The sequence below is a fragment of the Pseudomonas sp. VS40 genome (assembly GCF_018587885.1).
Classification (GTDB): Bacteria; Pseudomonadota; Gammaproteobacteria; order Pseudomonadales; family Pseudomonadaceae; genus Aquipseudomonas; species Aquipseudomonas pergaminensis.
This window is the reverse complement of record NZ_JAGYWD010000009.1, coordinates 175,199-198,483: the sequence shown is the minus strand read 5'-3', so window position 1 is coordinate 198,483 and position 23,285 is coordinate 175,199. Positions and strand designations below refer to the sequence as shown.

Below are 23,285 nucleotides of genomic sequence, written 5' to 3'. Positions count from 1 at the left end.
CCAACAAAAAAGGACATCCCCATGCGCGCACTCGCCGCCTTGAGCCGCTTCGTCGGCAATACCTTCGCCTACTGGGTGTTGATTTTCGCCGTCGTCGCCTTCCTCGAACCCGGCTGGTTCATTGGCCTTAAAAGTGCCATTGTCCCGCTGCTGGGCCTGGTGATGTTCGGCATGGGGCTGACCCTCAAACTCGATGACTTCGCCGAAGTCGCCCGCCACCCCTGGCGTGTGGCATTGGGCGTGGTTGCGCATTTCGTGATCATGCCGGGCGTGGCGTGGTTGCTGTGCCAGGCCTTCCATCTCCCCCCGGAAATCGCCGTCGGCGTGATCTTGGTCGGTTGCTGCCCAAGCGGCACCTCGTCCAACGTGATGACCTGGCTGGCCCGTGGCGACCTGGCGTTGTCGGTGGCCATCGCCGCCGTCACCACCCTCCTCGCCCCGCTGCTCACGCCAGCATTGATCTGGCTGCTGGCCTCGGCCTGGCTGCCGGTGTCGTTCATGGAGCTGTTCTGGTCGATCCTGCAGGTGGTGCTGCTGCCGATCGTGCTCGGCGTGCTGGCGCAACGCGTGCTCGGCGATCGGGTTCGGCATGCGGTCGATGTGCTGCCACTGGTGTCGGTGGTGAGCATCGTGATCATCGTCGCGGCGGTGGTTGCCGCCAGCCAGGCGAAGATCGCCGAGTCGGGCTTGTTGATCATGGCCGTGGTGATGCTGCACAACAGCTTTGGCTACCTGCTGGGTTACTTCACTGGCCGCGTGTTCAAGTTGCCGTTGGCGCAGCGCAAGTCGCTGGCGCTGGAGGTGGGCATGCAGAACTCCGGGCTGGGCGCCGCACTGGCCAGTGCGCATTTTTCGCCGCTGGCGGCGGTGCCGAGTGCCTTGTTCAGTGTCTGGCACAATATCTCCGGTGCATTGCTGTCGACTTACTTCCGCCGCATGAGCGAAAAGGAAGACCGTCGCGCCCTGGAGAACACCCCGCAAACTTGATCAGCCGAGCACTTTTCGGCACTCTAACGCGCTTCGTGGGGACGACCCCGCGACGCGCTCAAGCGACTACTCCGGGGACGACCCCACCTAGTGTTAGGAGGTCATCATGTCCTGGATCATTCTGTTTTTCGCGGGTCTGTTTGAAGTCGGCTGGGCCGTCGGCCTGAAGTACACCGACGGTTTCAGCAAGCCACTCCCCACCGCCCTGACGATTGCCGCCATGGCCATCAGCCTTGGCCTGCTGGGGCTCGCCATGAAGGAACTGCCGCTGGGCACCGCCTATGCCATCTGGACCGGCGTGGGTGCAGTGGGCACCGTGATCGCTGGGATTATCCTGTTTGGGGAATCCATGGCGTTGTTTCGGTTGGCCAGCGTGGCGTTGATCATTTGTGGGCTTATTGGCCTGAAAATCTCCACATAACCCTTGTAGGAGCCCGCTTGCGGGCGATGGCGGCCTGAAGATAGCCATCGCCGGCAAGCCGCGCTCCTACAGGACCGTGCCGCGCAGCTGAGTAACTTTCTCCTGCAACTGCGCTGGGGTCGCCGACTCGACCGCCACCGGCTCACCCGCCACCAATACCACCCGCGACCAGATGCGATGAAAGAAGCCTTTGTTCGGATCGCGGCTGAAGAAACTCCCCCACAACCCTTGCAACGCCATCGGAATCACCGGAACCGCGGTTTCTTCAAGGATGCGCGTCACGCCCCCGCGAAACTCGTTCATCTCGCCATTGGCGGTCAGCTTGCCCTCCGGGAAGATGCACACCAACTCCCCTTCCTTCAAATACTGCGCAATGCGCGTGAAGGCCTTTTCGTAGATCTGGATATCTTCGTTGCGCCCCGCAATCGGAATCGCCCCGGCGGTGCGGAAGATGAAGTTGAGCACCGGCAAGCGGTAGATCTTGTAGTACATGACGAAGCGAATCGGCCGACGCACCGCGCCGCCAATCAACAGTGCATCCACAAACGACACATGGTTGCACACCAACAACGCCGCGCCTTCATCCGGGATCGCCTGCAGGTTGCGATGCTCCACGCGGTACATGGAATGGCTGAGCAGCCAGATCATGAAACGCATGGTGAACTCGGGGACGATCTTGAAGATGTAGGTGTTGACCGCGATGTTGAGCAGCGACACCACCAGGAACAGTTCCGGGATCGACAGCTTGGCCACGCTCAGCAGCAGGATCGACACGATGGCCGAGACCACCATGAACAGCGCGTTGAGAATGTTGTTCGCGGCGATTACGCGCGCGCGTTCGTTCTCGGCGGTACGCGACTGGATCAATGCATACAGCGGCACGATGTAGAAGCCGCCGAATACACCCAGGCCGAGGATATCGAACAGCACCCACCACGCCTGGCCGTAGCTGAGCACGGCAAGCCAATCGTTGGCCTGGACGTTCTGCGGGAAGCCGCCGGAGTGCCACCACAGCAGCAGGCCGAACACCGTCAGGCCGAATGAACCGAACGGCACCAGGCCGATTTCGACCTTACGCCCGGAGAGCTTTTCGCAGAGCATCGAACCCAGTGCGATACCCACCGAGAACACCGTGAGGATCAGTGTCACCACGGTCTCGTCGCCGTACAACCACTCCTTGGCGTAGGCCGGGATCTGCGTCAGGTAGATCGCACCGACAAACCAGAACCACGAGTTGCCGACGATGGAGCGCGAAACGGCCGGTGTTTGCCCCAGGCCCAAGCGCAGGGTGGCCCAGGATTCGCTGAAGATATTCCAGTTCAAGCGCAGTTCCGGGGTCGACGCCGCCGCGCGCGGAATGCTGCGGCTGGCCAGGTAACCCAGCACCGCTACGCCGACAATCGCCACGGACACCACGGGGGCGTAATGGGTGGACGACATCATGATCCCGGCGCCGATGGTGCCGGCCAGGATCGCCAGGAACGTGCCCATTTCCACCAGGCCGTTGCCGCCGACCAGCTCATCGTCATGCAATGCCTGGGGCATGATCGAGTACTTCACCGGGCCGAACAGCGCCGAGTGAGTGCCCATGGCAAACAGCGCGAGCAGCATCAGCTCCAGGTGATTGGTGAGGAAGCCCGTCGCGCCCACGGCCATGATCACGATCTCACCGATCTTGATCGCGCGGATCAACGCGTCCTTGTTGAATTTCTCGCCAAACTGCCCGGCCAGGGCCGAGAACAGGAAGAACGGCAGGATAAACAACAATGCGCAGAGGTTGACCCAGATCGAGCGGTCACCGTCGATAGTGAGCTTGTAGAGAATGGCCAGGATCAGCGATTGCTTGAAGATGTTGTCGTTGAAAGCGCCCAGCAACTGGGTGATGAAAAACGGCAGGAAACGCCGTGTGCGCAGCAAGGTGAATTGCGAGGGGTGGCTCATCGTCCGTGTTCCTGCGTGGCCTGTTTTTTGTAAAAGCGTTCAGGCCACGACTTTACCTAATCCTGCTTACTTATTCGCTAGTCCCGCAATGCACGGCGAAACAAAAAGCTCACCTTTATAGGCGCCCTGCACGGTGCGCTTGGCGACGATCAGCCACATCAGCGCCAATGCCACCACCAGCACGCTGCCAAAAACGCTGAAGAACCCCAGGTGCAGCAGGCTCGCCAGCTTCAGCGTCGCCAGGGCATACACGCCCAGCGGGAAGGTGAAACCCCACCAACCGAGGTTGAACGGGATACCGGCGCGCAGGTAACGCAGGGTGATCAGCACCGCAATCAGCATCCACCACAGGCCGAAGCCCCACAACGTAATGCCCGCTACCAGGCCGAGGCCGTTGGCGATCTCACCAACACCCGGCAAGCCATTGGCCGCAAAGATCGCCGGCGCATCGCCCCCCAGCAGCAACATGCCCAGCGCACCGGTGCCGATGGGACCCAGGGCCAGCCAACTCGACGCGGCCATGTTGGCGTGGGGCAGTTTGTGCAGGGCCATGCGCAGCATCAGGATGGTCAGGATGCTGAACGCCACCGGCAACGAAAACGCCCACAGCACATAGCTGGTCACCAGCATCACCAGTTGCGAATGCGCGTCTGCCAGGTGCGGTGCGAGCAGCCCACCACTGGCCGCGGCAACTTCAGCGGCAACCACAGGCAGCAGCCAGACGGCGGTCATCTGGTCGATGCTGTGTTCCTGGCGTGTGAACATCATGAAGGGGATAAGCACGCCGCAGGCCAGGGCCATGGCCACGTCCAGCCACCACAGGGTTTCAGCCAGCGGTATCACACCGGCGCCCCAGCGCGGCAGGCCAAATAACAGCAAGCCGTTGAGAATCGTCGCGAGCCCCATGGGGATGGTGCCGAAAAACATCGAGACGGTGGAGTGACCGAAAATGCGCCGCGCCTCGTGGAAAAACATCACCCAGCGGGCCGCGTACAACACGCTGAACAACACAAACAGACCGATGGTGAACACCCACAACGCCTCGGCGATGGCGTGCAGGCCAGGCAGGTTGACTGGCAACTGCGCCAGGGCCAGTGCCAGCACACCAGTGCCCATGGTGGCGGCAAACCAGTTCGGCGTGAACTGGCGGATCACTTCCCGTGGACGGGTCAGGTGACTGAAGGGTTTGTAACTGATGCTATTCGAGCAGGTCATGATGGCAATCCTCTTCCTCGCATGAGGGTGAGACCATGGTAGAACCGAATCGAATATCTATATAACGGGTAATATCTCTATCTGTTATCTACTTTACCTATATATCGTCAGACGCTGCCTTCGCACTCGATCACCAGAATCCGCGCCGGCCCTTGCGGGTGGGCCACGTGCTCGGTGCCCACGCTGGCGTAAAAGATGTCCCCGACGCCCAGCTCCGCCACCTGTTCGAAACCATTGTCGCGGTAGTGCATCTGCACCCGGCCATCGAGCACCACAAACACTTCTTCGCCGTCGTTGATATGCCAGCGATAGGGCTGGTCGGTCCAGTGCAGGCGCGTGGTGATGCCATTCATGTTGGCGATGTCCAGCGCCTCCCAGGCACGGCTGCCGGTGAAGTCCTTGCTGCGGATGATCTTCATGCGCGAATCTCGATCAGGCGGATACGGGGCCCTGATTATTACCCATCAGCCGCCTGTCGTCGCCCTCACGCGCGCCGAATCCTGCAACAGCAAGGCAATGAGCGCACCGACAGCCAGCAGGATGAGGACCGCGCCGTAGCCGTCGGTGGTGGCGATCAGGCCAAAGCTGCGAATCAGGTTGCCCGCCAGTAACGAAGGCAAGCAGAACGCCAGGTAGCTCAGCACATAGAACGCCGACATCAGCCCCGCGCGCTCGTGGGGCAAGGCCAACGGCACCACACTGCGCAAGGCGCCAAGAAAGCCCGCGCCAAAGCTACTGCCGGCGATCAGCGTGGCGATGAAGAACAGGGGCAGGCTGGCGCTGTGCACCGCCGTGAGGATCAGCGTTACACCGATGGCCAGCAAGCCGGCGCCGAGACGCAGCACCTTGTCGGCCGGACGATTACGCAAGGTAAAGATCATCAACGCGCCGCTCAGGGTCAGCACGGCCACCAGGCCGCCACCGATCAGGTTGGAGGTAGACCCGGTGGCGGCCCGCACCAGCGACGGGGCCAGTGACAAGTAGAAGCCACCCATCGCCCACACCGCCACATCCACCGGCAATGACAGCCACAACGCCCGGCGTGCCTGGGGCGGTACATGCAATGTTGGGCGCAGCGACGCCAGTGCGCCGGGGATGCGGCTCACCGTTTCCGGCAGGCGCCATACGTAGAGGGCCTGCAACAGCATCAAGGCCAGCAACGTCCAGTAGATCAACTGGGTCGGGAGGGGCGCGAATTCCACCAGCAGACTGCTGCCCATCGCCCCGCAAGCCATGCCCAAGAGCGGCGCCACGCTGTTGACCAGCGGGCCCTGTTGGCGGTCGGTGTCGAGCAGTGCCGCGCCCAATACGGCGGTGGCCATGCCAGTGGCAAACCCTTGCAACGTGCGGGCGGCAATCAGCCAGGCCACGCTGCCTTCATTGATAAACAGCAGCATCGCCAGCATATCCAGAAGCAGCGCAGCAAAAATCACCGGCTTGCGCCCCAGGTGGTCCGACAAAGAGCCGACGGTCAACAGCGCCGCCAGCAGGCTGAGGGCGTAGACACCGAAGACCAGCGTCAGCATGCCTGCCGAAAAATGCAGGCCTTCCTGATACAGGTGGTACAACGGCGTCGGCGCACTCGAAGCGGCCAGGAAGGTCAGCAAGGTGATCGCGAGAAACACCAGGCTGGAACGATGGGAAACAGGACTGGACATGCACACGCTCCGCTAAAGCTAATATTTTGCTTTTGCAGAGTGTGCTACCCGCCAGCGCTTAAAGCAAATTCTTTGTGTTAAGGTCACAAACATGGCGATAAAAGAAGGCCTTCGCCCGGGGGGCCGCAGTGCCCGGGTACAAGAATCCGTCCATTCGGCGGTGCGTGAACTGCTGGAAGCCCACGAGCGCTCCAGCGTCACCGTGCCCATGATTGCCACACGCGCAGGCGTCACGCCCTCGACTATCTACCGGCGCTGGGGCGACCTCTCCGTGCTGCTCGCGGACGTGGCCCTGGCGCGCATGCGCCCCGACAGCGAACCCGCCAACACCGGCAGCCTGCGCGGCGACCTGCAGGCCTGGGCCGAGCAATACCTGGATGAAATGAGTTCGGAGCCGGGCCGCAACATGATGCGCGACCTGCAGTGCACGATCACGCCGGGATACTGCGTGAGCATCCTGAGTGGGCAGTTGCAGGCGATTGTCGATCGCTACCCGCAAAGCACGCCGCCGAGCGTGGACCACCTGATCAACCTGATCGCAGCGCCAACGGTGTTTCGCATTCTATTTTCGAACGCCCCGCTGACCGTGCAAGAACTGCACGCCCTGATCGAACTGGCACTCAACGCCTGAACCTCCCCTGTAGGAGCCGGCTTGCCGGCGATGGCATCATCTGGGTATACCTGATGTACCGAATCGTCGGCAAGCCAGCTCCTACACGTATCTGCCTTTGATCCAACCACTCAGGCCGGCTGTCAGGCCGCCGTGCTCTTGCTTTTGATCTTGATCCTAGGCGCCCCGTCAAACACGCTGGCCGGAATTCGACAGGGATTTGGGGGGTAAACCGGCAGGGATGCCGGTTTAGCCGCCCCGCGCCATGGATGGCGCGTGGCGGCGGCCCCCCAAATCACTGGCGGATTACGGGCACACCGAGCCTAGGCGAGGTGCCGAGTGTTGGGGCAAGAGCCCTTTGGTTACTTTGGGGCTTTTCCAAAGTGACCCGCCGTAAGGGCGGAACCCATACCAGCCGTTACCCAAATAACGGATATGTACCCGATCAGATCCAACATCCAGGTCGGCTGTCAGGCCGCCTTCGCAGGCAAGCCAGCTCCCACAGCGGTGCAAAAAAAACGGCCTCATCCGAGGCCGTTTTTTCATTGCGGATCGCTGCTCAGGTACGCATCCCACGCCCGCTCACCAACAACCGCGCACAGCCGATATACAACACCACCGTGGCGACGATCATAAAGGTGATCGCCACGCTGATCTTGATATCCGACACCCCCAGGATGCCGTAGCGAAAGGCGTTGACCATGTGCAATACCGGGTTGGCCAGCGACACAGTCTGCCAGAACGGCGGCAGCAGCGTGATGGAGTAGAACACCCCGCCCAAGTAGGTCAGCGGCGTCAGCACAAAGGTCGGGATGATCGAAATATCATCGAAGTTGCGCGCAAACACAGCGTTGATGAAGCCCAGCAGCGAGAAGATCGTCGCAGTCAGCACCACCACCAGAATGGTGACGCCAAGGTGATGCACCTGCAAATGCGTGAAGAACAACGACAGCAGAGTCACGATCACGCCCACCATCAGCCCGCGCAGCACGCCACCCAGGGTGTAGCCAATCAGGATGGTGTGCGGCGACACCGGCGACACCATCAGTTCTTCGATCGAGCGCTGGAACTTGCTGCCGAAGAAACTCGAGACCACGTTGCCGTAGGAGTTGGTGATCACCGACATCATGATCAGGCCCGGCACGATGTACTCCATGTAGGTGAAGCCACCCATGTCGCCGATCTGCCGGCCAATCAGGTTACCGAAGATCACAAAGTACAAGACCATGGTGATCGCCGGCGGCAGCAGGGTCTGCGGCCAGATCCGGGTAAAGCGTTTCACTTCGCGATAAACGATGGTTTGCAGCGCGACGAGGTTGGGTTGCAGTTCGGAACTCATACCGCCACCTTCGCCAGATTTTTCTCCACCAGGGACACGAACAACTCCTCAAGGCGATTGGTTTTGTTACGCAGGCTCAGCACTTCAATTTGCTGGGCCGCCAACTGGGTGAACAGCGCGGTGATGCCCATGGCCTTGTCCACCTGCACTTCCAGGGTGTGGCTGTCGACAAGCCGGCTCGGGTAGCCCAGCAATTGCGGCGGCACCGACAGGTTGTTCTTCAAGTCGAGCAAAAAGGTTTCCACATGCAACTGACCCAGCAGGTTACGCATGCTGGTGTTCTCGACGATGGTGCCGTGGTCGATGATGCCGATGTTGCGGCACAGCTGCTCAGCCTCTTCCAGGTAATGGGTGGTGAGGATGATGGTGATGCCCTTCTCGTTCAGCTCGGTAAGGAAGGTCCACATCGAACGACGCAGCTCGATGTCCACGCCAGCGGTGGGTTCATCGAGGATCAGCAGGCGCGGTTCGTGCACCAGTGCGCGGGCGATCATCAGGCGGCGCTTCATGCCGCCGGACAACGAACGCGAAGGCACATCGCGCTTGTCCCACAGGCCCAGTTGGGTCAGGTACTGCTCGGCGCGTTCCTTGGCGACTTTCGCCGGGATGCCGTAGTAGCCCGCCTGGGTCACGACGATGTCGAAGGTCTTTTCAAACTGGTTGAAGTTGAATTCCTGGGGCACCACGCCGATGGAGCGCTTGAGCGCCGCCGGGGATTTGTCCAGGTCGTGGCCGAAGATATTCACCGAGCCGCTGGTCTTGTTGACCAGGGTGGAGAGGATACCGATGGTGGTGGATTTGCCGGCGCCGTTAGGGCCGAGCAAGGCGAAGAAGTCACCTTCGGCGACGTCCAGATCGATACCACTCAGGGCCTGGAAACCGTTGCCGTAGGTTTTGGTTAGCTGCCGGATGGACAGAGCGGAACTCATATCGGAATACGCACCAAAGAAGAGAATAGAAAGAGTAGATGGGGGCGCAGCCCAGGTAGTTCAACGGCGGCGCATGACAAGCATGGTGCTTGCCCGCGCCGCACAAGTACAGTCACCCGTATTAATAGTGGGTATTAAGTCAACGCAGTCATGACCGCCTTGCGGTAGGCCGGGCGCTGTTGCAGGCGCTGGTACCAGGCCTCTAGATGGGGCATTGCCGGCCGTTCGATGGGCATTTCAAACCAGGCGTAGATGAAGCTGCCCAGGGGGATATCGCCCATGCCGATCTCCTTACCCGACAGATACGGCTGTGTAGCGAGCGCCTGGTCGACGGTCTTGAGCACATCGATGCAGGCCTGGCGCCCGGCGTGGATGGTGTCCCAGTTTTGTTTTTCCGCCGGGGTGCGCAGTACGCCCCAGAACACGATCTTGAACGGTTCGGCAAAGGTGGAGGTGGTCCAGTCCATCCATTTTTCGGCGTTGGCGCGGGCCTTCAGGTCACTCGGGTACCAGTTGGAGGCCTGCTTGGCGCAGAGGTAGCGCACGATGGTGTTGGACTCCCACAGCACAAAGTCGCCGTCCTCGATCATCGGCACCCGGCCATTGGGGTTCAACGCGCGGTAGTGCGGCGTGTCGACCACACCAAAAGCCCCGCCCGCATCAATTGCCTCATAGTCCAGGCCGAGTTCTTCGGCGCACCACAGTGCCTTCCTGACGTTTGACGAATTTTTACGACCCCAGATTTTCAGCATGACCGCGCCTTATTGTTGATGAACATGGCTTGATGAACGCAGCAGCATACGCCGGTTCACGCGCGGCTTAAATCGCTCTGCATATCGCCCAGCAGGGTCGGCATGTCCTCGCTGAACAAGTGGGGATAACACTGCTGAATATGCGCGAAGAAAAACGCCTCGGGCACGTCAGGAAATTGCCCGTGGTCGACCACGTATTCCATCGAACGCTGGCCCTGGCGGTTGAACGCGTGGAAGACACTGTCGTTGACGCCGTCGAAGTCCAGCGGCGGAACGTCGAACACATCGCACAGTTGCTGGTTGAACGCGGGCGTGGCCTTGACCCAGCGACCCTGCAGGTAAAGCTCGGTATAACCGTGCATGGCAAACACATCACTCTTGAGCAAGGCGAGCAGGCGCGGCGTCGACAAGTGATTGCGCACGTCCGCCAGGCCGATGCGCGCCGGGATGCCGCAGTGGCGGGCGCAGGCCGCCAGCAAGGTGGCTTTGGGCACGCAGTAACTTTCGCCGCTGGCCAGGGCGAAGCTGGCGTTCAAGGTGCCTGGGTCACGGCTGAAGGTGTAGGGGTTGTAGCGAATCGCCTCACGCACGGCGTAGTAAAGGCTGACTGCCTGGTCACTAGAAGCCGCGCGGGTTCCGCGATGTTTTTCGGCGAACTCCACCACCGCAGGGTGGTCACTATCGATGAAGCGGCTGGGACTCAGGTACATATCCATGAGCGTGATCTCCGGGGTAAGCCTGGAGTTTAACGACAGGTCTGCCACAGCGATAACGACGAATCGGCCAAATGTCGGCGCCTGTTGCCAGGTGCTCCCAGTACAACTTGTAACACCCTGATCACCCCGCTTGCTCGGATGCCGACTAAGCTCCCTGGTGGTTTCGCCCCTGGTTTCACGGAGGATTGAATATGCTGTTGTTGTGGATACTGGTGCTGGTAATCGGCATTGCCTACCTCGCACACCGCCGCGTCGCCCCGCTGCCCGCACTGGGTGTGGTCGCCGTCTACCTGCTGGCGATGGGTGCCTGGAGCCACGCACCGGGTTGGCTGCTGCTGATCTTCTGGGTGTTGATCGCCGTCGTGGCCGCTCCCCTGCTGCTGCCCGACCTGCGTCGCCAATACTTCACCAAACCGCTGTTCAGCTGGTTCCAGAAAGTCTTGCCGCCGATGTCCGAGACCGAGCGCGACGCTATCGACGCCGGCACCGTGTGGTGGGACGGCGAGCTGTTCAGCGGTCGCCCCGATTGGGACAAGTTGCTGGCCTACCCCAAGGTCCAACTGACCGAAGAGGAACAAGCGTTCATCGACGGCCCTACCGAAGAACTCTGCGCCATGGTCAGCGACTGGGAAATCGGCCAGGCCATGGACCTGCCGCCGGCGGCCTGGGAACACATCAAGACCCACGGCTTCTTCGCCCTGATCATTCCCAAGGAATATGGCGGCAAGGGCTTCTCTGCCTATGCCCACTCCCAGGTCGCGATGAAACTCGCCACCCGCAGCGGCGACCTGGCCTCGACCGTGATGGTGCCCAACTCCCTCGGCCCGGCCGAGCTGTTGCTGCACTACGGCACCGACGAACAACGCAACCACTACCTGCCCCGACTGGCCCGTGGCGATGACATCCCGTGCTTTGCCCTGACCGGCCCGCTGGCCGGCTCCGATGCCGGCGCCATGCCCGACACTGGCGTGATCTGCAAAGGTGAATGGGAAGGCAAGGAAACCCTCGGCCTGCGCCTGAACTGGGAAAAACGCTACATCACCCTCGGCCCCGTCGCGACCCTGCTGGGCCTGGCCTTCAAGGCCCATGACCCGGACCACCTGCTGGGCGAAGAGGAAGACCTGGGCATCAGCCTGGCGCTGATCCCGACCGACACGCCCGGCGTGGAAATTGGCCGTCGTCACCTGCCCTTGGGCGCCGCGTTCATGAACGGTCCCAACTCTGGCAAGGATGTGTTCATCCCCCTGGAGTTCCTGATCGGCGGCCAGGAAATGCTCGGCAAGGGCTGGATGATGCTGATGAACTGCCTGTCCGTGGGGCGTTCGATCTCCCTGCCTGCGGTGGGCACCGGCGCGGCCAAGTTCACCAGCCTGGTGACCGGCCAATACGCCCAGGTGCGCGAGCAATTCAACGTGCCGCTTTCCGCCTTTGAAGGTATCCAGGAAGCCCTGGCGCGCATCGGCGGCAACGCCTGGCTGATGGACAGCGCACGCATGCTCACGGCCAATGCCGTGGACCTGGGGGAAAAACCGTCGGTCCTCTCGGCGATCCTCAAGTACCACCTGACCGAACGCGGTCGCGAGTGCATCAGCCACGCCATGGACGTGCACGGCGGCAAAGGCATCATCATGGGCCCGAACAACTACCTGGGTCGCAGTTGGCAAGGCGCGCCGATCTTCATCACCGTGGAAGGCGCGAATATCCTCTCGCGCAACCTGATGATCTTCGGCCAGGGCGCGATCCGTTGCCATCCATTCGTGCTCAAGGAAATGGCCCTGGCCGGCCGCGAAGACCACGACCAGGCGCTGAAGGAATTCGACGGCCTGCTGATGCAACACATCGGCTTCGCCGTGAGCAACGCCGCCAGCACCCTGGTGCTGAACCTCGGCGTGGGCCATTTCGAGAAGGCTCCGGGCAATCGTTTGAGCCAGGGTTACTTCCGCGCGCTCAACCGTCAGGCTGCCGCCTTCGCGCTGTTGGCCGACCTGAGCATGATGCTGCTGGGTGGCGAGCTGAAGCGGCGCGAACGCCTGTCGGCACGCTTGGGTGATGTGCTGAGCCATATGTACCTGGCGTCGGCTGCACTCAAGCGGTACCACGACCTGGATTCGCCGGACCACCTGGAACCGCTGTTCGCCTGGGCCATGGAAGAAAGCCTTGGTGAATCCGAGCGTGCGCTGGATGAACTGCTGAGCAACTTCCCGAACAAGGTGCTGGGTTGCCTGCTGCGGGTCATCGTGTTCCCGTTCGGGCGTCGCCATACCGGGCCGTCCGATGCACTGGATGCCGAAGTGGCCGCGGTGATCGGCCGTGCCAAAGGCGATCCGACCCTGGAAGAGTTGCTGGCCGGCTGCTACCGCCCGCAATCGGCGGAGGACCCGGTGGGCGCCCTGCAACATGCCTACGACCTGCTCGGCGCCAGCCATCCGCTGCAGAAAAAACTGCACACCGCGCTCAAAAGCGGCCAGGTCAAACCGACTGCCGGGGAACACGCCATCGATGCGGCGCTGCACGCCGGCGTGCTGCAACCCGCCGAAGCGCAAACCCTGCGTGACGCTGAAGCAGCGCGGCGCAAGGTGATCGACGTGGATGACTTCAGCAAGGAAGACCTGACCCAGGCTGAGGGCAAGGTCCGCTGAGTCGAGCGGTCATATAAATACGGGCGCGAGAGCTATATACTCTCGCGCCCGTTTTTGCTTTAGAGGACTTATCTCGTGTCCAACGTCGTTGCCGATCATCTCGTCTTGCTCGACCACTTGCGCAGCATCCTGGTTGCCGTCGGCGAAGCCGAACAGGTGCCCGAGGAAAGCCACACATTGTTCCTGGAGCGTTTCGACGAATTGCGCGCCCTGCTGCCGATCGACCCGATCGAAAGCCAATACCTGGGCCAGGACCTGATGAGCCAGGTCATCCTGCGCTACCCGCAAATTGCCCACCTGGTGCCGCGCGACCTGCTGTGGTTCTTTGGCGGTGACTGCCTGCACTTCATGCCCGACGAAGAACTGGACCTGTACCAAGCCCTGGAAGAACGTCGCTTCGAAGCCGAACAGAACGACGAACCGTTCGACTGGAACCAGGAAAAACAGCTGCTGGCCATGCCGGACGACCAAAGCAAGCACTGATTCCCTTGTAGGAGCCGGCTTGCCGGCGATGGCGGCCTTGAGTCCTGCACTGGGTTCAAGGGCCAATCGCCGGCAAGCCGGCTCCTACAGTTTCGACCGCACTCCTACCGTTTGCGCAACGTCGGCTCCTTCGCCATGCACGCCACCAGATAATCAATAAACACCCGCAACTTCGGCGGCAGATACCGCGTGGGCGAATGCAGCAACCACGCCTCGCCGTGGTAGGACGCAATAAAGTCCCACCCTGGCAACACCTGCACCAACCGCCCCTCCTCCAATGCATGCCGCGCCGTAAAGTACGGCAAGCTGCCAATGCCCACATGTTGCAACACCGCATCCAGCCGCACCCCTGTGTGGTTTGCCGCGTAACGCCCGCGCACTGCGACCGTCACCGCCTTGCCGGCCTGGCGAAACTTCCAGCGTGAATCCCCCGGCGTCTCTCCCAGGTAGATGCAACTGTGTGCCAGCAAGTCCTGGGGGTGGCCCGGTGTTCCATGCTCGGCCAGGTACTGCGGGGTCGCGCACAACAGATGCTCGATGGGCAGCAACTGCCGGCCGACCAATCCCGGTGGCGGGCTGTCGGTGATGCGGATGCTCAGGTCGACGTTGTCATCAATCATGTCCACCTGCCGGTCCTCAAGGATCAGTTGCACATCCACCTTGGGATAACGCCGCAGGAACTCCGGCATATGCGGGTGCACCACAAAGCGCCCCACTGCCTTGGGCACGCTGACCCGCACCAGCCCTTCGGCTTCATGGGTGAACTGGCCGCTGATCTCCATGACCGAACGCGCCGCGTTGACCATCTCCTGGCACCGCTTGAACACCTCTTCACCACCCTCGCTCAAACGCAACTTGCGCGTGGTGCGTTGCAGCAACCGTGTGGCCAGGGCCTTCTCCAGGCGCGAGATGCTGCGGCTCACCGATGAAGGCGAGGCGCCCATTTGCCGGGCGGCTTCGGAGAAGCTGCCGGTTTCCACTACTTTGACGAAAATCGCCATTTCGCCCAGCAATGGCAACGGTAGATTGATGCTCATGGTGCACAGGTCCATTGATAATTGAGCGGATTATCACCCATCTACGCACTATTTATACTGCCGGTAGAACCCTGATGCGGATGTAGATCATGACCGAGCGCCTGTTTTTCACCCACGACCACCTGACTGCCGAGCTGGAGGTGTTGAGTTGTACACCCCATGAAGACCAGTTTGCGGTGATCCTGCAATCGACGATTTTTCACCCACAGGGCGGTGGGCAACCCTTCGATACCGGTTGGCTCGGTGAGAGCAGCGTGCTGCGCGTGATCCAGGAAGGCGATCGCGTGGTGCACTACGTCGACCGCCCGCTGGCACCTGGCCCGATCACTGCGCGGGTGGATGAACAGCGTCGCGCACTGCACACTCGGCTGCATTCCGCGGGGCACTTGATCGGCAACGTGGGCGAGACCCTGGGTTGGATGCCGATCAAGGCCCATCACTGGCCGGGCGAAGGCAAGATCACCTTCATCCGTGGCGAAACCGCGCAAGCCATGGAAGCCGAGACGATCCAGCAACAGGTCAACCGATGGATCGCGGCAGACTACCCGCGCCATATGAACCTGGAAGACGGCACCCGCGAAGTCGGCTTTGGCGAGTTGCCCGCGTATGCCTGCGGCGGTACCCACGTGCAAACCTTGGGTGAACTGGGCCAGGTGACCATCCTGGCCCTTTCCGAAAAAAAGGGTGCGCTGTCCGTGCGCTACAGCCTCAACGAAACCGCGCCGCTGTAATCACCACAACCCCAGCAGGAGCCGGCTTGCCGGCGCCTACAGGATTGCGCCGGGTCGGCCGGACTCGTTCACAAATGATTTCAAGGTCGAAACGGTCGCCGCAGGGTCGCGCGGATCGGTAATCACACGAAAGTGCGTCAGCATCTTCTGCGCCTCCACTTCCACCGACACATACCCGCGCTGGCGACTGTCGAAGAACTTCACATGGGGATTGAGCGGCAGAATCTTGCTGAACGCCTCAAAGGGCGGCCCATCAGACGTCACCGACGTGCCGACGAACTCAGTGGCAACCACCGGCGAGTCCGGGTTGCTGGCATCCGCATGCAAGTCCGTCACCCAGAACGAATGGATATCGCCACCCCAGAACACCGGGTTCTGGACACGATGGCGCTCGATGGACGCCAGCATCCGTGAGCGGTTGGCCATGTAGCCATCCCAGCCATCGGTCCAGCGTCCCGGCTTGTGATTGGTCAGGTCGCGCTGGGTCAGCGGCGCGACCAGCAGGTCCTGGGCGATGATGTTCCACTGCGCCTTCGACTGGGCAAAGCCCTGATCCAGCCAGGCTTCCTGTTGCCAACCGAGCATCGTACGACCGGGGTCGCGCAAATCGTGGCAAAGGTTGTCGGCGATATGCCCTTGGTGACTGCCATTGGCCAAGATGCAGGGTTGTTCGGAGCGATACTGTCGGCCGTCCAGCACATGGAAACGGGCCAACCGCCCGTAGTCCAGGCGCCGATAAATGCGCATGTCCGCGCCTTTGGGCAGGCTGCTGGCACGCAGCGGCATGTGTTCGTAGTAAGCCTGGTAGGCCGCCGCCCGCTGCTGCAAGAATTGCCCGACCGGGATCTTCGGGTCCTGGGACCAGCGGTTGGCGTAGTCATTCTGCACTTCGTGATCGTCCCAGGTCGCGACGCTGGGCGCTGCGGCGTGCAGGGCCTGTAGATCCGGGTCGGTTTTGTACAAGGCATAGCGGTTGCGGTAGTCACTCAAGCTCACCGCATTGCCGCTGCCATGGGGGCGAATGATTTTGCCCGAATCCGCCGCGTAGGAACTGTCGTAGATGTAGTCGCCGAGAAAGAACACCAGGTCGGGCTGTTCTTGCGCCAAGTGGCGATAGGCACTGAAATAGCCACGTTCCCAATGCGAGCACGAGACAAACCCCAAGCGCGCCGACGTCATGGCATGCAACGCCGGCGCCGTGCGCGACTGCCCCACCGGGCTTTGCGCGCCGAGCCCTTCGAACTGATACCAATACGGCCTGCCCGGCTCCAGTCCCGCCACCTCCACATGCACCGAGTGCGCCCAGCGCTCGCTGGCCATCACCTCGCCCTGGCGCACCACGCGAGTCATCGCCGCATCGCTGGCAACCCGCCAACGCACCGGCACTGAACGGCTCAAGCCACCACGACCGTCCGCGGCATTGAACAGCGGCGCCAGGCGCGTCCAGATCACAAACCCATCCGGCAGCGGATCCCCGGAGGCCACGCCCAGGGTGAACGGATATTCCACCCCGGCACTGCGGGCAAACGGGCTGAGGATCGAAAAGGTGGTAGCGACCGCCAGCCCGGCAAGTACCCGGCGCCGGCCATGATCCACCTCGCCCCTCACAGCCGGTACTCCCAATCCTCACGCAGGGTGGCGAACACCAGCAGGTCTTCATGCACGCCGTTCTTGAAGAACGCCCCGCGCCTGCAGCCTTCGTACTGCAGGCCGATTTTCTCCATGACCCGCGCCGATTCGTTGTTGCGGCTGAAGCACTGGCTGCCCACGCGATGCAGGCCGAGTTCGGCAAAGCCGTAGTCCATCAACGCGGTCGCGGCTTCGGTGGCATACCCCAGGTTGCGCGCGTCCGCCGCCGCCCAGCCGCCTAGGTGCCCATAGTGATGATCTGCATGGATGCGCAAGCTGGCAACACCGATCAACTCGCCGGTGTCACGCACATGCACGCCAAGACTCAACAGCCCCGTCGAACGATATTTCTCCTGCATGCCATCGATAAAATCCTGCGCCGTTTCCAGGGTGTAGGGCGATGGAATACTGGCGGTGTTGTCGGCGATCTTCGGGCCGTTGGCGAGGGCGCACAACCTGTCGGCCTGGTGTTTTTCCAGGGCGCGCATTAACAGTCGCGGGGTGGACAACTGTGGCAGTTCACTACTCATTTCCGGGGGCCCTCGATGTAAAGTTTTTGAGAATGCCCCTGCCGCATGTCAATTCTGTTACGTCACAAAAATGTCTTGCGATTCACCTGTAAGACGCGTCCTAGAGCCCTCAAAACGTCAATTAAAGTTAACCAATCGGTCATTTTTGGTTGTTAGCGTGTCGCCCCTAATTCAATAACGGGGTAACGGAATGAGAACCTGGGACGAACCGAAAAAACGCAAGGCGCACATCGAACTGATCCCGATGATCGACGTGATGATGTTCCTCCTGGTGTTTTTCGTACTCGTGAGCCTGAACGTGATTCCGGCCCTCGGCATGAAGACCCAACTGCCGAGTGCCAGCAGTTCGCAGCAGCTCAAGCCACAGAACAAATTCATCCTCACCTTGGGTCTCGAAGGCCAACTGCAGTTGGATGGCAAGGACCTGACAGTCGATGCGCTGGTACCGGCGTTGAAGGCTGCCGAGAAGCCCGACACCAAGTCGACCATCATCGTTAACAGCGACAAAGGCGTAGAGGTTTCGCGCCTGGTCGAGGTGATGGACACCCTGCGCCTGGGTGGCTTTACCTCCGTGTCCATCGCCACGCGTAAGTCCTGATCATGTACGTCCTGTTTCGTGCGCGTCAGCTGCTCGGCAGTGTGCCGGCCCTGATCGCCCTGGTGCTGATTGCACTGGGCATCCAGTCCCAGACGTTGAAGGTCGAGCCGGTGTATGACGAGTCGGCGGTCGAGTTGGCGCTGGTCGAGCCAGAGCCGCAAGTGATCCCCGAGCCGGTGGTGGAACAAGAGCCGCCACCGCCGGTGATCGAGGATGAAGAGTCCGAGCCGGCCCCGCCACCGCCGCCACCTAAACCCTTGCCGAAACCCAAGCCTGAGCCCAAGCCAAAAACTGTGCCCAAGCCAGTGGTCGCCAAGCCAACGCCCGCCCCGACACCACCACCGGTCGCCGCCAAACCGGCACCCGCGCCCGTTGCCCAGGCTGCGCCAACGCCGGCGCCGCCGGCCCCCCCCAAAGTCGACGGCCAAGCGTTGGAAGGCGGTTACCTCAAGGGTTTGCGCAATGAGTTGGACACCTACAAGCAATACCCCACCGGCCGCCAGGCCTCCCTCGAACGCCCGACCGGCGAAGTGGTGATCTGGTTGCTGGTAGACCGCCAGGGTCGGGTTCTCGACTCCGGCTTGCAGACCCAGGCCTCGAGCATGTTGCTCAACCGGGCCGCCACCAACAGCTTGCGCCGTATCAAGCAGGTCAAGCCGTTCCCCGAGCAAGCCTTCGGGGGGCGCAATGAGCAGCGCTTCACCGCCACCTTCAACTACAGCGTGCAATAAGCACCCGACACCAGGACGACAGTGATGAGGTTCACACGGATTCATCTGGCACTCGTTGCCGCAAGCATGGGCCATGGCATGGTTATGGCCGACACCAGCGACAGCGACGTCGGGACCATTGGGGTCCAGGGCAAGGCCACGGCAGGTGGCGGCTACATGGTGCAGGAAGAAAGCATCAAGGGCCGCTCCACCGTGACCAAGGAGGCGCTGGATAAACAGACCGCCACCGGTAACGCCGTGGACAAGCTCAAATACACCCCGGGCTTGAACATCTCCAGCGAAGACGCCACCGGCCTGTCGGGCTTTCGCTTCACCATGCGCGGCCTCAACTCCGACCAGGTGGGCATGTCGGTTGACGGCATGCCGATCAACGACTCCGGCAATTACGCGCTGTACTCCAACCTGCTGGGCGACCCGGAAAATATCGAGCAGATCTTCGTCACCCAGGGCTCGGCGGAAGCCGACGGCCCGCACATCGGTTCCAGCGGCGGCAACATCGGCATCGTGACCATTCGCCCGACCAAGGAAACCGGCGCGTTCGTCAAACAGATCATGGGCAGCAACGCCACGCGCAAAACCTTTGCCCGCCTCAACACCGGCGAGATCAATGGCCTGAGCAACTGGTTGTCGGCGTCCCATACCGAAGGCCAGATGTGGCGCGGTTCGGGCGCCGTGCGCGCGGACAAAGTCGAGTGGAACAGCTTCTTCGACGCTGGCGATGGCAACACCGCCAACCTGATCCTCAAGTACCACGAGCAGGACAACAACAGTTACAGCCAATTGACCAAGGCCCAGTACCAGCAGAACGGCCGCAAGTACGACCCCTACCCGGCCACGCCTACGGTGGGCAGCAACGGCAAGTACAACAGCTATTACGCCCTGGCGCAGAACCCCTTCCAGACCTTCACCGCCGTGCTCAACACCCAGTTCAAGCTGGCAGACAACCTCGCACTGTCGGTGATCCCGTATTACTACTGGGGTAACGGCAGCGGTGTCGGTTCGTCCAGCTATGCACTGAACCGTGGCTCGAACCAGGGCGGTGTATTTGACCTGGGCAACCTGCCTACCGGCGCCCAGTACAATGCCGATGGCACCCCGAACAGCGGCGTGTACTACCGCCCTTCGCGCACACAGACCTGGCGTCCGGGCATCACCACCAAGTTGAACTGGGACCTGGGCGATCACAGCGTGCAAGTGGGCTACTGGTACGAGCGCGCACGCCAAAGCCAGACCCAACCGTTCATTCCGCTCAAGGCCAGCGGCAAACCGGTCGACACCTGGCCGGACTCCAACGACGCCGTGGTCGATGCCAATGGCAACACCATCCAGGGCCGCGACCGCTTTACCGTCACCCCCGCGCAAAAGGTCTGGGCCCAGGACACTTGGTACATCAACCCGGACTGGACCCTGGTGGCGGGCCTGGCCTACATGAACGTCAAGCGTGACGGCACCAACCACGGCAGCCTCACCGAGCAGGCGGAAAAACGTAACCAGACCTACAACAAACTGCTGCCCAACGTCGGCCTCAAATACCAGTTGGATGAGCGCGACCAGTTGTTCTACAGCCTGTCGCGCAACATGCGCATCCCGCAGAACTACGTGCTGTACGACAAGGGCGCCGGCTCTATCGACGCCAAGCCGGAAACCAGCTGGAACCACGAACTGGGCTGGCGCTACACCGATGACGACATGACCGTAGCCGCCACCTTGTTCTACATGCAGTTCAAGGACCGCCAGGTGTCGTCGCGCGACATCAACGGTGACTTCGCCGACATCAACGCCGGGTCCGTCAACAACAGCGGCCTGGAACTGGAGTGGAGCGGCCTGCTGCCCAACCACTTCAACTACTACACCTCCTACACCTACACCAAGGCCGAACAGCAGGACGACCTGACCGTCTACAACGCCGGCCAAGCCATCCTCTTGCCCACCAGCGGCAAGCAGTTCGCCAACGTGCCGAAGAACATGCTGGCCGCCAACATCGGCTACGACGACGGCCGCTTCTACGGCACCTTCGGCGGCAAGTACACCAGCAAGCTCTACGGCGACCTGACCAACGACGAAGCCATCTCCGGGCGCACCGTGTTCAACGCCGGCGCCGGTATCTACCTGCCGGTGGACAAGAAGGTGGTCAAGGACGCAACGCTGCGCCTGAACGTCGACAACCTGTTCGACAAGAAGTACCTGGACGGCGTGTACACCACCAAGACCAACGCGGCCACCTACGGCGGGTTCCGCGACGGCGACCCGGCCTACATCGTGGGCCTGGAACGCACTGTGACGGTTTCCCTGGAAGCCAATTTCTGACGGCGAGGTAATTGAACATGGACATGAACCTGCTCCACGACATCACCTTTTATGTGATGTATGCCGCGATGGCCATCGCGATCTTTATCACCATCGAGCGCGGTATCTACTTCGCTTACGTACGCCGCCAGGCCCGCGCGCTGACCGAGGTGCTCGGCGCCCACGTACACAGCGAGCGCGACCTGCCGGAAAGCTTGACGCGCCGTGACAGCCTGCCGCTGAACATGGTGCTGCCGGTCCTGGCACAGAAAGCGTCGCAAGGGTCGCGCAAGGACCTGGATGACGTCATCGAAACCCAGTACCTGACCACCCGCGCACCGCTGGCCCGCAGCCTGTGGATCATCGAAACGATCACCACCGCCGCGCCGCTGTTGGGCTTGCTGGGCACCATCCTCGGCATCATCGACACCTTCAAGGCGCTGGCCACGGCCGGTGTGTCCGACCCAGGGCAGATTTCTGGTGGCATCGGCACGGCGTTGTTCGCCACCGGCCTGGGGATCGCCATCGCGCTGTTCTGCGTGGTGTTCCACAACTTCTTCCAGGACAGCCTGGAGCGCATCAACGACCAGCTAAAAATCCTGCTGATCCGCGCCGCCACCGGTGCCCGCGTGCAGAGTGAACTGCCGCACCTGGTGCCAACGCCGCTGCATAGCCGCACGGCGTAAACGTTCAAGCGGGCGCGCAATGCGCCCGCTTTCTTTTGTGATGGGAATCCCTATGTCTGTTTCCTTGAAATTGCGCATCGCAGGCTTGGCCGGCTTGCTGATAAGTCCGCTGGCCCAGGCGGACTTTTCGATTCCGGGGTTTGAATTGGTGCACACCGTGCCAGTGGACACCGCCCTCGGCACCGACGACCTGCGCCAGCCCGGCCCGGTGTGGAGCGAGCTGTTTGACGGCGCAAAAAGCCGTATCGATATCGGCCAGTTCTACGCTGCCGATCACCCAGGCTCGGTGATGGACGGCGTGATCGAACGCCTGGAAGCCGCCGGTAAGCGCGGTGTGAAAATTCGCTTTTTGCTGGAAGAAAAAGGCATCAAGTTGTCGGAAGCGTCCACCCTTGAACGCCTGCGGGCGATCCCCAACCTGACCTTTCGTGTGCTGCCCTACGCGCGCGTGAGCGGTGGAATCATCCACGCCAAATACCTAGTGGTGGATGGCAAGCAGGCCTTTGTCGGCAGCCAGAATTTCGACTGGCGCTCCCTGGAACACATCCACGAAACCGGGCTGCTCATCACCAACTCGACCGTGGTGAGCCAGGTGCAGGCGATCTTCGAGCAGGATTGGAAAGCCCAGCAGGCCTTGACCGACAACCAACCGGTGCCGCTGCCTGCCACGAGCAACGAACCACCGCGCACCGGCAACTACCTGGTCGCTAGCCCGCAACGCTACAACCCACCGGGCGTAGGCGATTCACAGCTGGAACTGCCGCGTTTACTGAGCGAAGCAAAACACGAAGTGCGCGTGCAACTGCTGGACTACGCCCCCCTGTCCTACGGACCGGACAAGACCCGCCCGTACTACGCGGTGATCGACAATGCCGTCCGTGCGGCGGCGGCACGTGGGGTGTCGATCAAGCTGATGGTGTCCAACTGGAATACCGACACGCTGGAACTGCCCTACCTCAAAAGCTTGGCGGTGCTGCCTAACGTCCAGATCAAAATCGTCACCCTCCCCGAGGCCAAGCAAGGTTTTATCCCGTATGCGCGAGTAATCCACAGCAAGACCATGGAGATCGACGGACAGGTTGCCTGGATCGGCACCAGCAACTGGCTGGGCGGGTATCTGGATAATTCGCGCAATCTGGAAGTGGTGATGCGCAGCGAAGCGATGGCCAAGCGTGTCGGGGCATTGCATGAGCAGTTGTGGGATGGGCCGTATGCCAAGGCGTTGGGTGTGACGGCTGAGTATGCGGCTCCGCACCCGGGAACCTTGTGATACGAAATCGGCTTGCGGACATTTGAATTCTGGCAATTGGCGGCTAGCCTTTTCAGGCTCCGGACGCAGCTTTAGCGGTGCTGCGCCCGGAGCCCAC

Annotated in this window: 22 protein-coding genes; 11 read left to right on the top strand and 11 right to left on the bottom strand. The window is 61.5% G+C overall.

All coding sequences use genetic code 11. The features are described 5' to 3' along the window. Positions 1 to 21 precede the first annotated feature (21 nt). Both KHP07_RS24675 and sugE read left to right on the top strand, forming a co-directional pair. Positions 22 to 987: a bile acid:sodium symporter family protein gene (locus KHP07_RS24675; protein WP_012723140.1), complete on the top strand. Its 966-nt coding sequence runs from the start codon at positions 22 to 24 to the stop codon at positions 985 to 987. A gap of 106 nt (positions 988 to 1,093) precedes the next feature. After that, positions 1,094 to 1,408, top strand: coding sequence for a quaternary ammonium compound efflux SMR transporter SugE (sugE, locus tag KHP07_RS24670; RefSeq protein WP_003237114.1), 315 nt, complete (start codon positions 1,094 to 1,096; stop codon positions 1,406 to 1,408). Positions 1,409 to 1,474: 66 nt separating this feature from the next. On the opposite strand, the gene KHP07_RS24665 is transcribed toward sugE, so the two are convergent. From KHP07_RS24665 to KHP07_RS24650, 4 genes are all read right to left on the bottom strand, one after another. Continuing rightward, on the bottom strand, positions 1,475 to 3,349 hold the full coding sequence (locus KHP07_RS24665; protein WP_078047680.1) for an MFS transporter: 1,875 nt from the start codon (positions 3,347 to 3,349) through the stop codon (positions 1,475 to 1,477). Positions 3,350 to 3,415: 66 nt separating this feature from the next. Then, the gene (locus KHP07_RS24660) at positions 3,416 to 4,564 is read right to left on the bottom strand and encodes a TDT family transporter (protein WP_214498172.1); all 1,149 of its coding nucleotides are present in this window, start codon (positions 4,562 to 4,564) and stop codon (positions 3,416 to 3,418) included. Positions 4,565 to 4,671: 107 nt separating this feature from the next. After that, positions 4,672 to 4,983 (bottom strand): cupin domain-containing protein, encoded by a 312-nt coding sequence (locus KHP07_RS24655; RefSeq protein ID WP_028615765.1) that lies wholly within the window; start codon positions 4,981 to 4,983, stop codon positions 4,672 to 4,674. 45 nt (positions 4,984 to 5,028) lie between these two features. Further along, the gene (locus KHP07_RS24650; protein ID WP_214498171.1) at positions 5,029 to 6,222 is read right to left on the bottom strand and encodes an MFS transporter; all 1,194 of its coding nucleotides are present in this window, start codon (positions 6,220 to 6,222) and stop codon (positions 5,029 to 5,031) included. Between the two features lie 91 nt (positions 6,223 to 6,313). On the opposite strand from KHP07_RS24650, the gene KHP07_RS24645 reads away from it, so the two are divergent. Beyond that, positions 6,314 to 6,853, top strand: a complete 540-nt coding sequence (locus tag KHP07_RS24645; RefSeq protein ID WP_028615763.1) for a TetR/AcrR family transcriptional regulator — start codon at positions 6,314 to 6,316, stop codon at positions 6,851 to 6,853. 538 nt (positions 6,854 to 7,391) lie between these two features. Here the strand turns inward: KHP07_RS24645 and KHP07_RS24640 are convergent. The 4 genes from KHP07_RS24640 to KHP07_RS24625 form a co-directional block, all read right to left on the bottom strand. Beyond that, positions 7,392 to 8,171, bottom strand: a complete 780-nt coding sequence (locus KHP07_RS24640) for an ABC transporter permease (RefSeq protein ID WP_005786689.1) — start codon at positions 8,169 to 8,171, stop codon at positions 7,392 to 7,394. Then, positions 8,168 to 9,100: an ABC transporter ATP-binding protein gene (locus tag KHP07_RS24635; protein ID WP_078047677.1), complete on the bottom strand. Its 933-nt coding sequence runs from the start codon at positions 9,098 to 9,100 to the stop codon at positions 8,168 to 8,170. The genes KHP07_RS24640 and KHP07_RS24635 overlap by 4 nt, the downstream gene beginning before the upstream one ends. A 134-nt stretch (positions 9,101 to 9,234) precedes the next feature. Next, the gene (locus tag KHP07_RS24630) at positions 9,235 to 9,852 is read right to left on the bottom strand and encodes a glutathione S-transferase family protein (RefSeq protein WP_099490962.1); all 618 of its coding nucleotides are present in this window, start codon (positions 9,850 to 9,852) and stop codon (positions 9,235 to 9,237) included. A gap of 56 nt (positions 9,853 to 9,908) precedes the next feature. Next, positions 9,909 to 10,568 carry a transglutaminase-like domain-containing protein gene (locus KHP07_RS24625; protein WP_099490961.1) on the bottom strand — a complete coding sequence of 220 codons (660 nt, stop codon included), beginning with the start codon at positions 10,566 to 10,568 and terminating at the stop codon, positions 9,909 to 9,911. A 191-nt stretch (positions 10,569 to 10,759) separates the two neighbouring features. Here KHP07_RS24625 and KHP07_RS24620 point away from each other — a divergent pair, with 191 nt between their 5' ends. Together KHP07_RS24620 and KHP07_RS24615 are read left to right on the top strand one after the other, a co-directional pair. Then, the gene (locus tag KHP07_RS24620) at positions 10,760 to 13,207 is read left to right on the top strand and encodes an acyl-CoA dehydrogenase (RefSeq protein WP_214498170.1); all 2,448 of its coding nucleotides are present in this window, start codon (positions 10,760 to 10,762) and stop codon (positions 13,205 to 13,207) included. A 75-nt stretch (positions 13,208 to 13,282) separates the two neighbouring features. Then, positions 13,283 to 13,690 (top strand): PA2817 family protein, encoded by a 408-nt coding sequence (locus KHP07_RS24615; protein ID WP_025858812.1) that lies wholly within the window; start codon positions 13,283 to 13,285, stop codon positions 13,688 to 13,690. Positions 13,691 to 13,794: 104 nt separating this feature from the next. On the opposite strand, the gene KHP07_RS24610 is transcribed toward KHP07_RS24615, so the two are convergent. Beyond that, a complete protein-coding gene (locus tag KHP07_RS24610) occupies positions 13,795 to 14,727 on the bottom strand; it encodes a LysR family transcriptional regulator (protein WP_078047673.1) in 933 nt (310 codons plus the stop codon). An 89-nt stretch (positions 14,728 to 14,816) separates the two neighbouring features. Between KHP07_RS24610 and KHP07_RS24605 the strand changes: the two genes are divergently transcribed. Continuing rightward, on the top strand, positions 14,817 to 15,458 hold the full coding sequence (locus KHP07_RS24605; protein ID WP_099490959.1) for an alanyl-tRNA editing protein: 642 nt from the start codon (positions 14,817 to 14,819) through the stop codon (positions 15,456 to 15,458). Between the two features lie 36 nt (positions 15,459 to 15,494). Here the strand turns inward: KHP07_RS24605 and KHP07_RS24600 are convergent, their stop codons facing one another. Then, positions 15,495 to 17,066: an alkaline phosphatase D family protein gene (locus KHP07_RS24600; RefSeq protein ID WP_214498169.1), complete on the bottom strand. Its 1,572-nt coding sequence runs from the start codon at positions 17,064 to 17,066 to the stop codon at positions 15,495 to 15,497. Beyond that, on the bottom strand, positions 17,063 to 17,617 hold the full coding sequence (locus KHP07_RS24595; protein ID WP_214498168.1) for a GNAT family N-acetyltransferase: 555 nt from the start codon (positions 17,615 to 17,617) through the stop codon (positions 17,063 to 17,065). The genes KHP07_RS24600 and KHP07_RS24595 overlap by 4 nt, the downstream gene beginning before the upstream one ends. A gap of 190 nt (positions 17,618 to 17,807) precedes the next feature. On the opposite strand from KHP07_RS24595, the gene KHP07_RS24590 reads away from it, so the two are divergent. The 5 genes from KHP07_RS24590 to KHP07_RS24570 are packed head-to-tail and all read left to right on the top strand — an operon-like array spanning position 17,808 to position 23,188. Then, entirely contained in the window at positions 17,808 to 18,215 is a 408-nt protein-coding gene (locus tag KHP07_RS24590) for an ExbD/TolR family protein (protein ID WP_005786670.1), read from the top strand. Between the two features lie 2 nt (positions 18,216 to 18,217). Next, the gene (locus KHP07_RS24585) at positions 18,218 to 18,946 is read left to right on the top strand and encodes an energy transducer TonB family protein (protein WP_214498167.1); all 729 of its coding nucleotides are present in this window, start codon (positions 18,218 to 18,220) and stop codon (positions 18,944 to 18,946) included. A gap of 24 nt (positions 18,947 to 18,970) precedes the next feature. Next, positions 18,971 to 21,253, top strand: coding sequence for a TonB-dependent receptor (locus tag KHP07_RS24580; protein ID WP_078047668.1), 2,283 nt, complete (start codon positions 18,971 to 18,973; stop codon positions 21,251 to 21,253). A gap of 17 nt (positions 21,254 to 21,270) precedes the next feature. Continuing rightward, positions 21,271 to 21,918, top strand: a complete 648-nt coding sequence (locus KHP07_RS24575; RefSeq protein WP_100491170.1) for a MotA/TolQ/ExbB proton channel family protein — start codon at positions 21,271 to 21,273, stop codon at positions 21,916 to 21,918. Positions 21,919 to 21,970: 52 nt separating this feature from the next. Beyond that, positions 21,971 to 23,188 carry a phospholipase D-like domain-containing protein gene (locus KHP07_RS24570; protein ID WP_214498166.1) on the top strand — a complete coding sequence of 406 codons (1,218 nt, stop codon included), beginning with the start codon at positions 21,971 to 21,973 and terminating at the stop codon, positions 23,186 to 23,188. The last annotated feature ends 97 nt before the right edge of the window (positions 23,189 to 23,285 follow it).

Coding starts and splice junctions, on each gene's coding strand:
- KHP07_RS24675 (WP_012723140.1), top strand. CDS start 22: ATGCGCGCACTCGCCGCCTTGAGCCGCTTCGTCGGCAATACCTTCGCC.
- sugE (WP_003237114.1), top strand. CDS start 1,094: ATGTCCTGGATCATTCTGTTTTTCGCGGGTCTGTTTGAAGTCGGCTGG.
- KHP07_RS24665 (WP_078047680.1), bottom strand. CDS start 3,349: ATGAGCCACCCCTCGCAATTCACCTTGCTGCGCACACGGCGTTTCCTG.
- KHP07_RS24660 (WP_214498172.1), bottom strand. CDS start 4,564: ATGACCTGCTCGAATAGCATCAGTTACAAACCCTTCAGTCACCTGACC.
- KHP07_RS24655 (WP_028615765.1), bottom strand. CDS start 4,983: ATGAAGATCATCCGCAGCAAGGACTTCACCGGCAGCCGTGCCTGGGAG.
- KHP07_RS24650 (WP_214498171.1), bottom strand. CDS start 6,222: ATGTCCAGTCCTGTTTCCCATCGTTCCAGCCTGGTGTTTCTCGCGATC.
- KHP07_RS24645 (WP_028615763.1), top strand. CDS start 6,314: ATGGCGATAAAAGAAGGCCTTCGCCCGGGGGGCCGCAGTGCCCGGGTA.
- KHP07_RS24640 (WP_005786689.1), bottom strand. CDS start 8,171: ATGAGTTCCGAACTGCAACCCAACCTCGTCGCGCTGCAAACCATCGTT.
- KHP07_RS24635 (WP_078047677.1), bottom strand. CDS start 9,100: ATGAGTTCCGCTCTGTCCATCCGGCAGCTAACCAAAACCTACGGCAAC.
- KHP07_RS24630 (WP_099490962.1), bottom strand. CDS start 9,852: ATGCTGAAAATCTGGGGTCGTAAAAATTCGTCAAACGTCAGGAAGGCA.
- KHP07_RS24625 (WP_099490961.1), bottom strand. CDS start 10,568: ATGGATATGTACCTGAGTCCCAGCCGCTTCATCGATAGTGACCACCCT.
- KHP07_RS24620 (WP_214498170.1), top strand. CDS start 10,760: ATGCTGTTGTTGTGGATACTGGTGCTGGTAATCGGCATTGCCTACCTC.
- KHP07_RS24610 (WP_078047673.1), bottom strand. CDS start 14,727: ATGAGCATCAATCTACCGTTGCCATTGCTGGGCGAAATGGCGATTTTC.
- KHP07_RS24605 (WP_099490959.1), top strand. CDS start 14,817: ATGACCGAGCGCCTGTTTTTCACCCACGACCACCTGACTGCCGAGCTG.
- KHP07_RS24595 (WP_214498168.1), bottom strand. CDS start 17,617: ATGAGTAGTGAACTGCCACAGTTGTCCACCCCGCGACTGTTAATGCGC.
- KHP07_RS24590 (WP_005786670.1), top strand. CDS start 17,808: ATGAGAACCTGGGACGAACCGAAAAAACGCAAGGCGCACATCGAACTG.
- KHP07_RS24585 (WP_214498167.1), top strand. CDS start 18,218: ATGTACGTCCTGTTTCGTGCGCGTCAGCTGCTCGGCAGTGTGCCGGCC.
- KHP07_RS24580 (WP_078047668.1), top strand. CDS start 18,971: ATGAGGTTCACACGGATTCATCTGGCACTCGTTGCCGCAAGCATGGGC.
- KHP07_RS24575 (WP_100491170.1), top strand. CDS start 21,271: ATGGACATGAACCTGCTCCACGACATCACCTTTTATGTGATGTATGCC.
- KHP07_RS24570 (WP_214498166.1), top strand. CDS start 21,971: ATGTCTGTTTCCTTGAAATTGCGCATCGCAGGCTTGGCCGGCTTGCTG.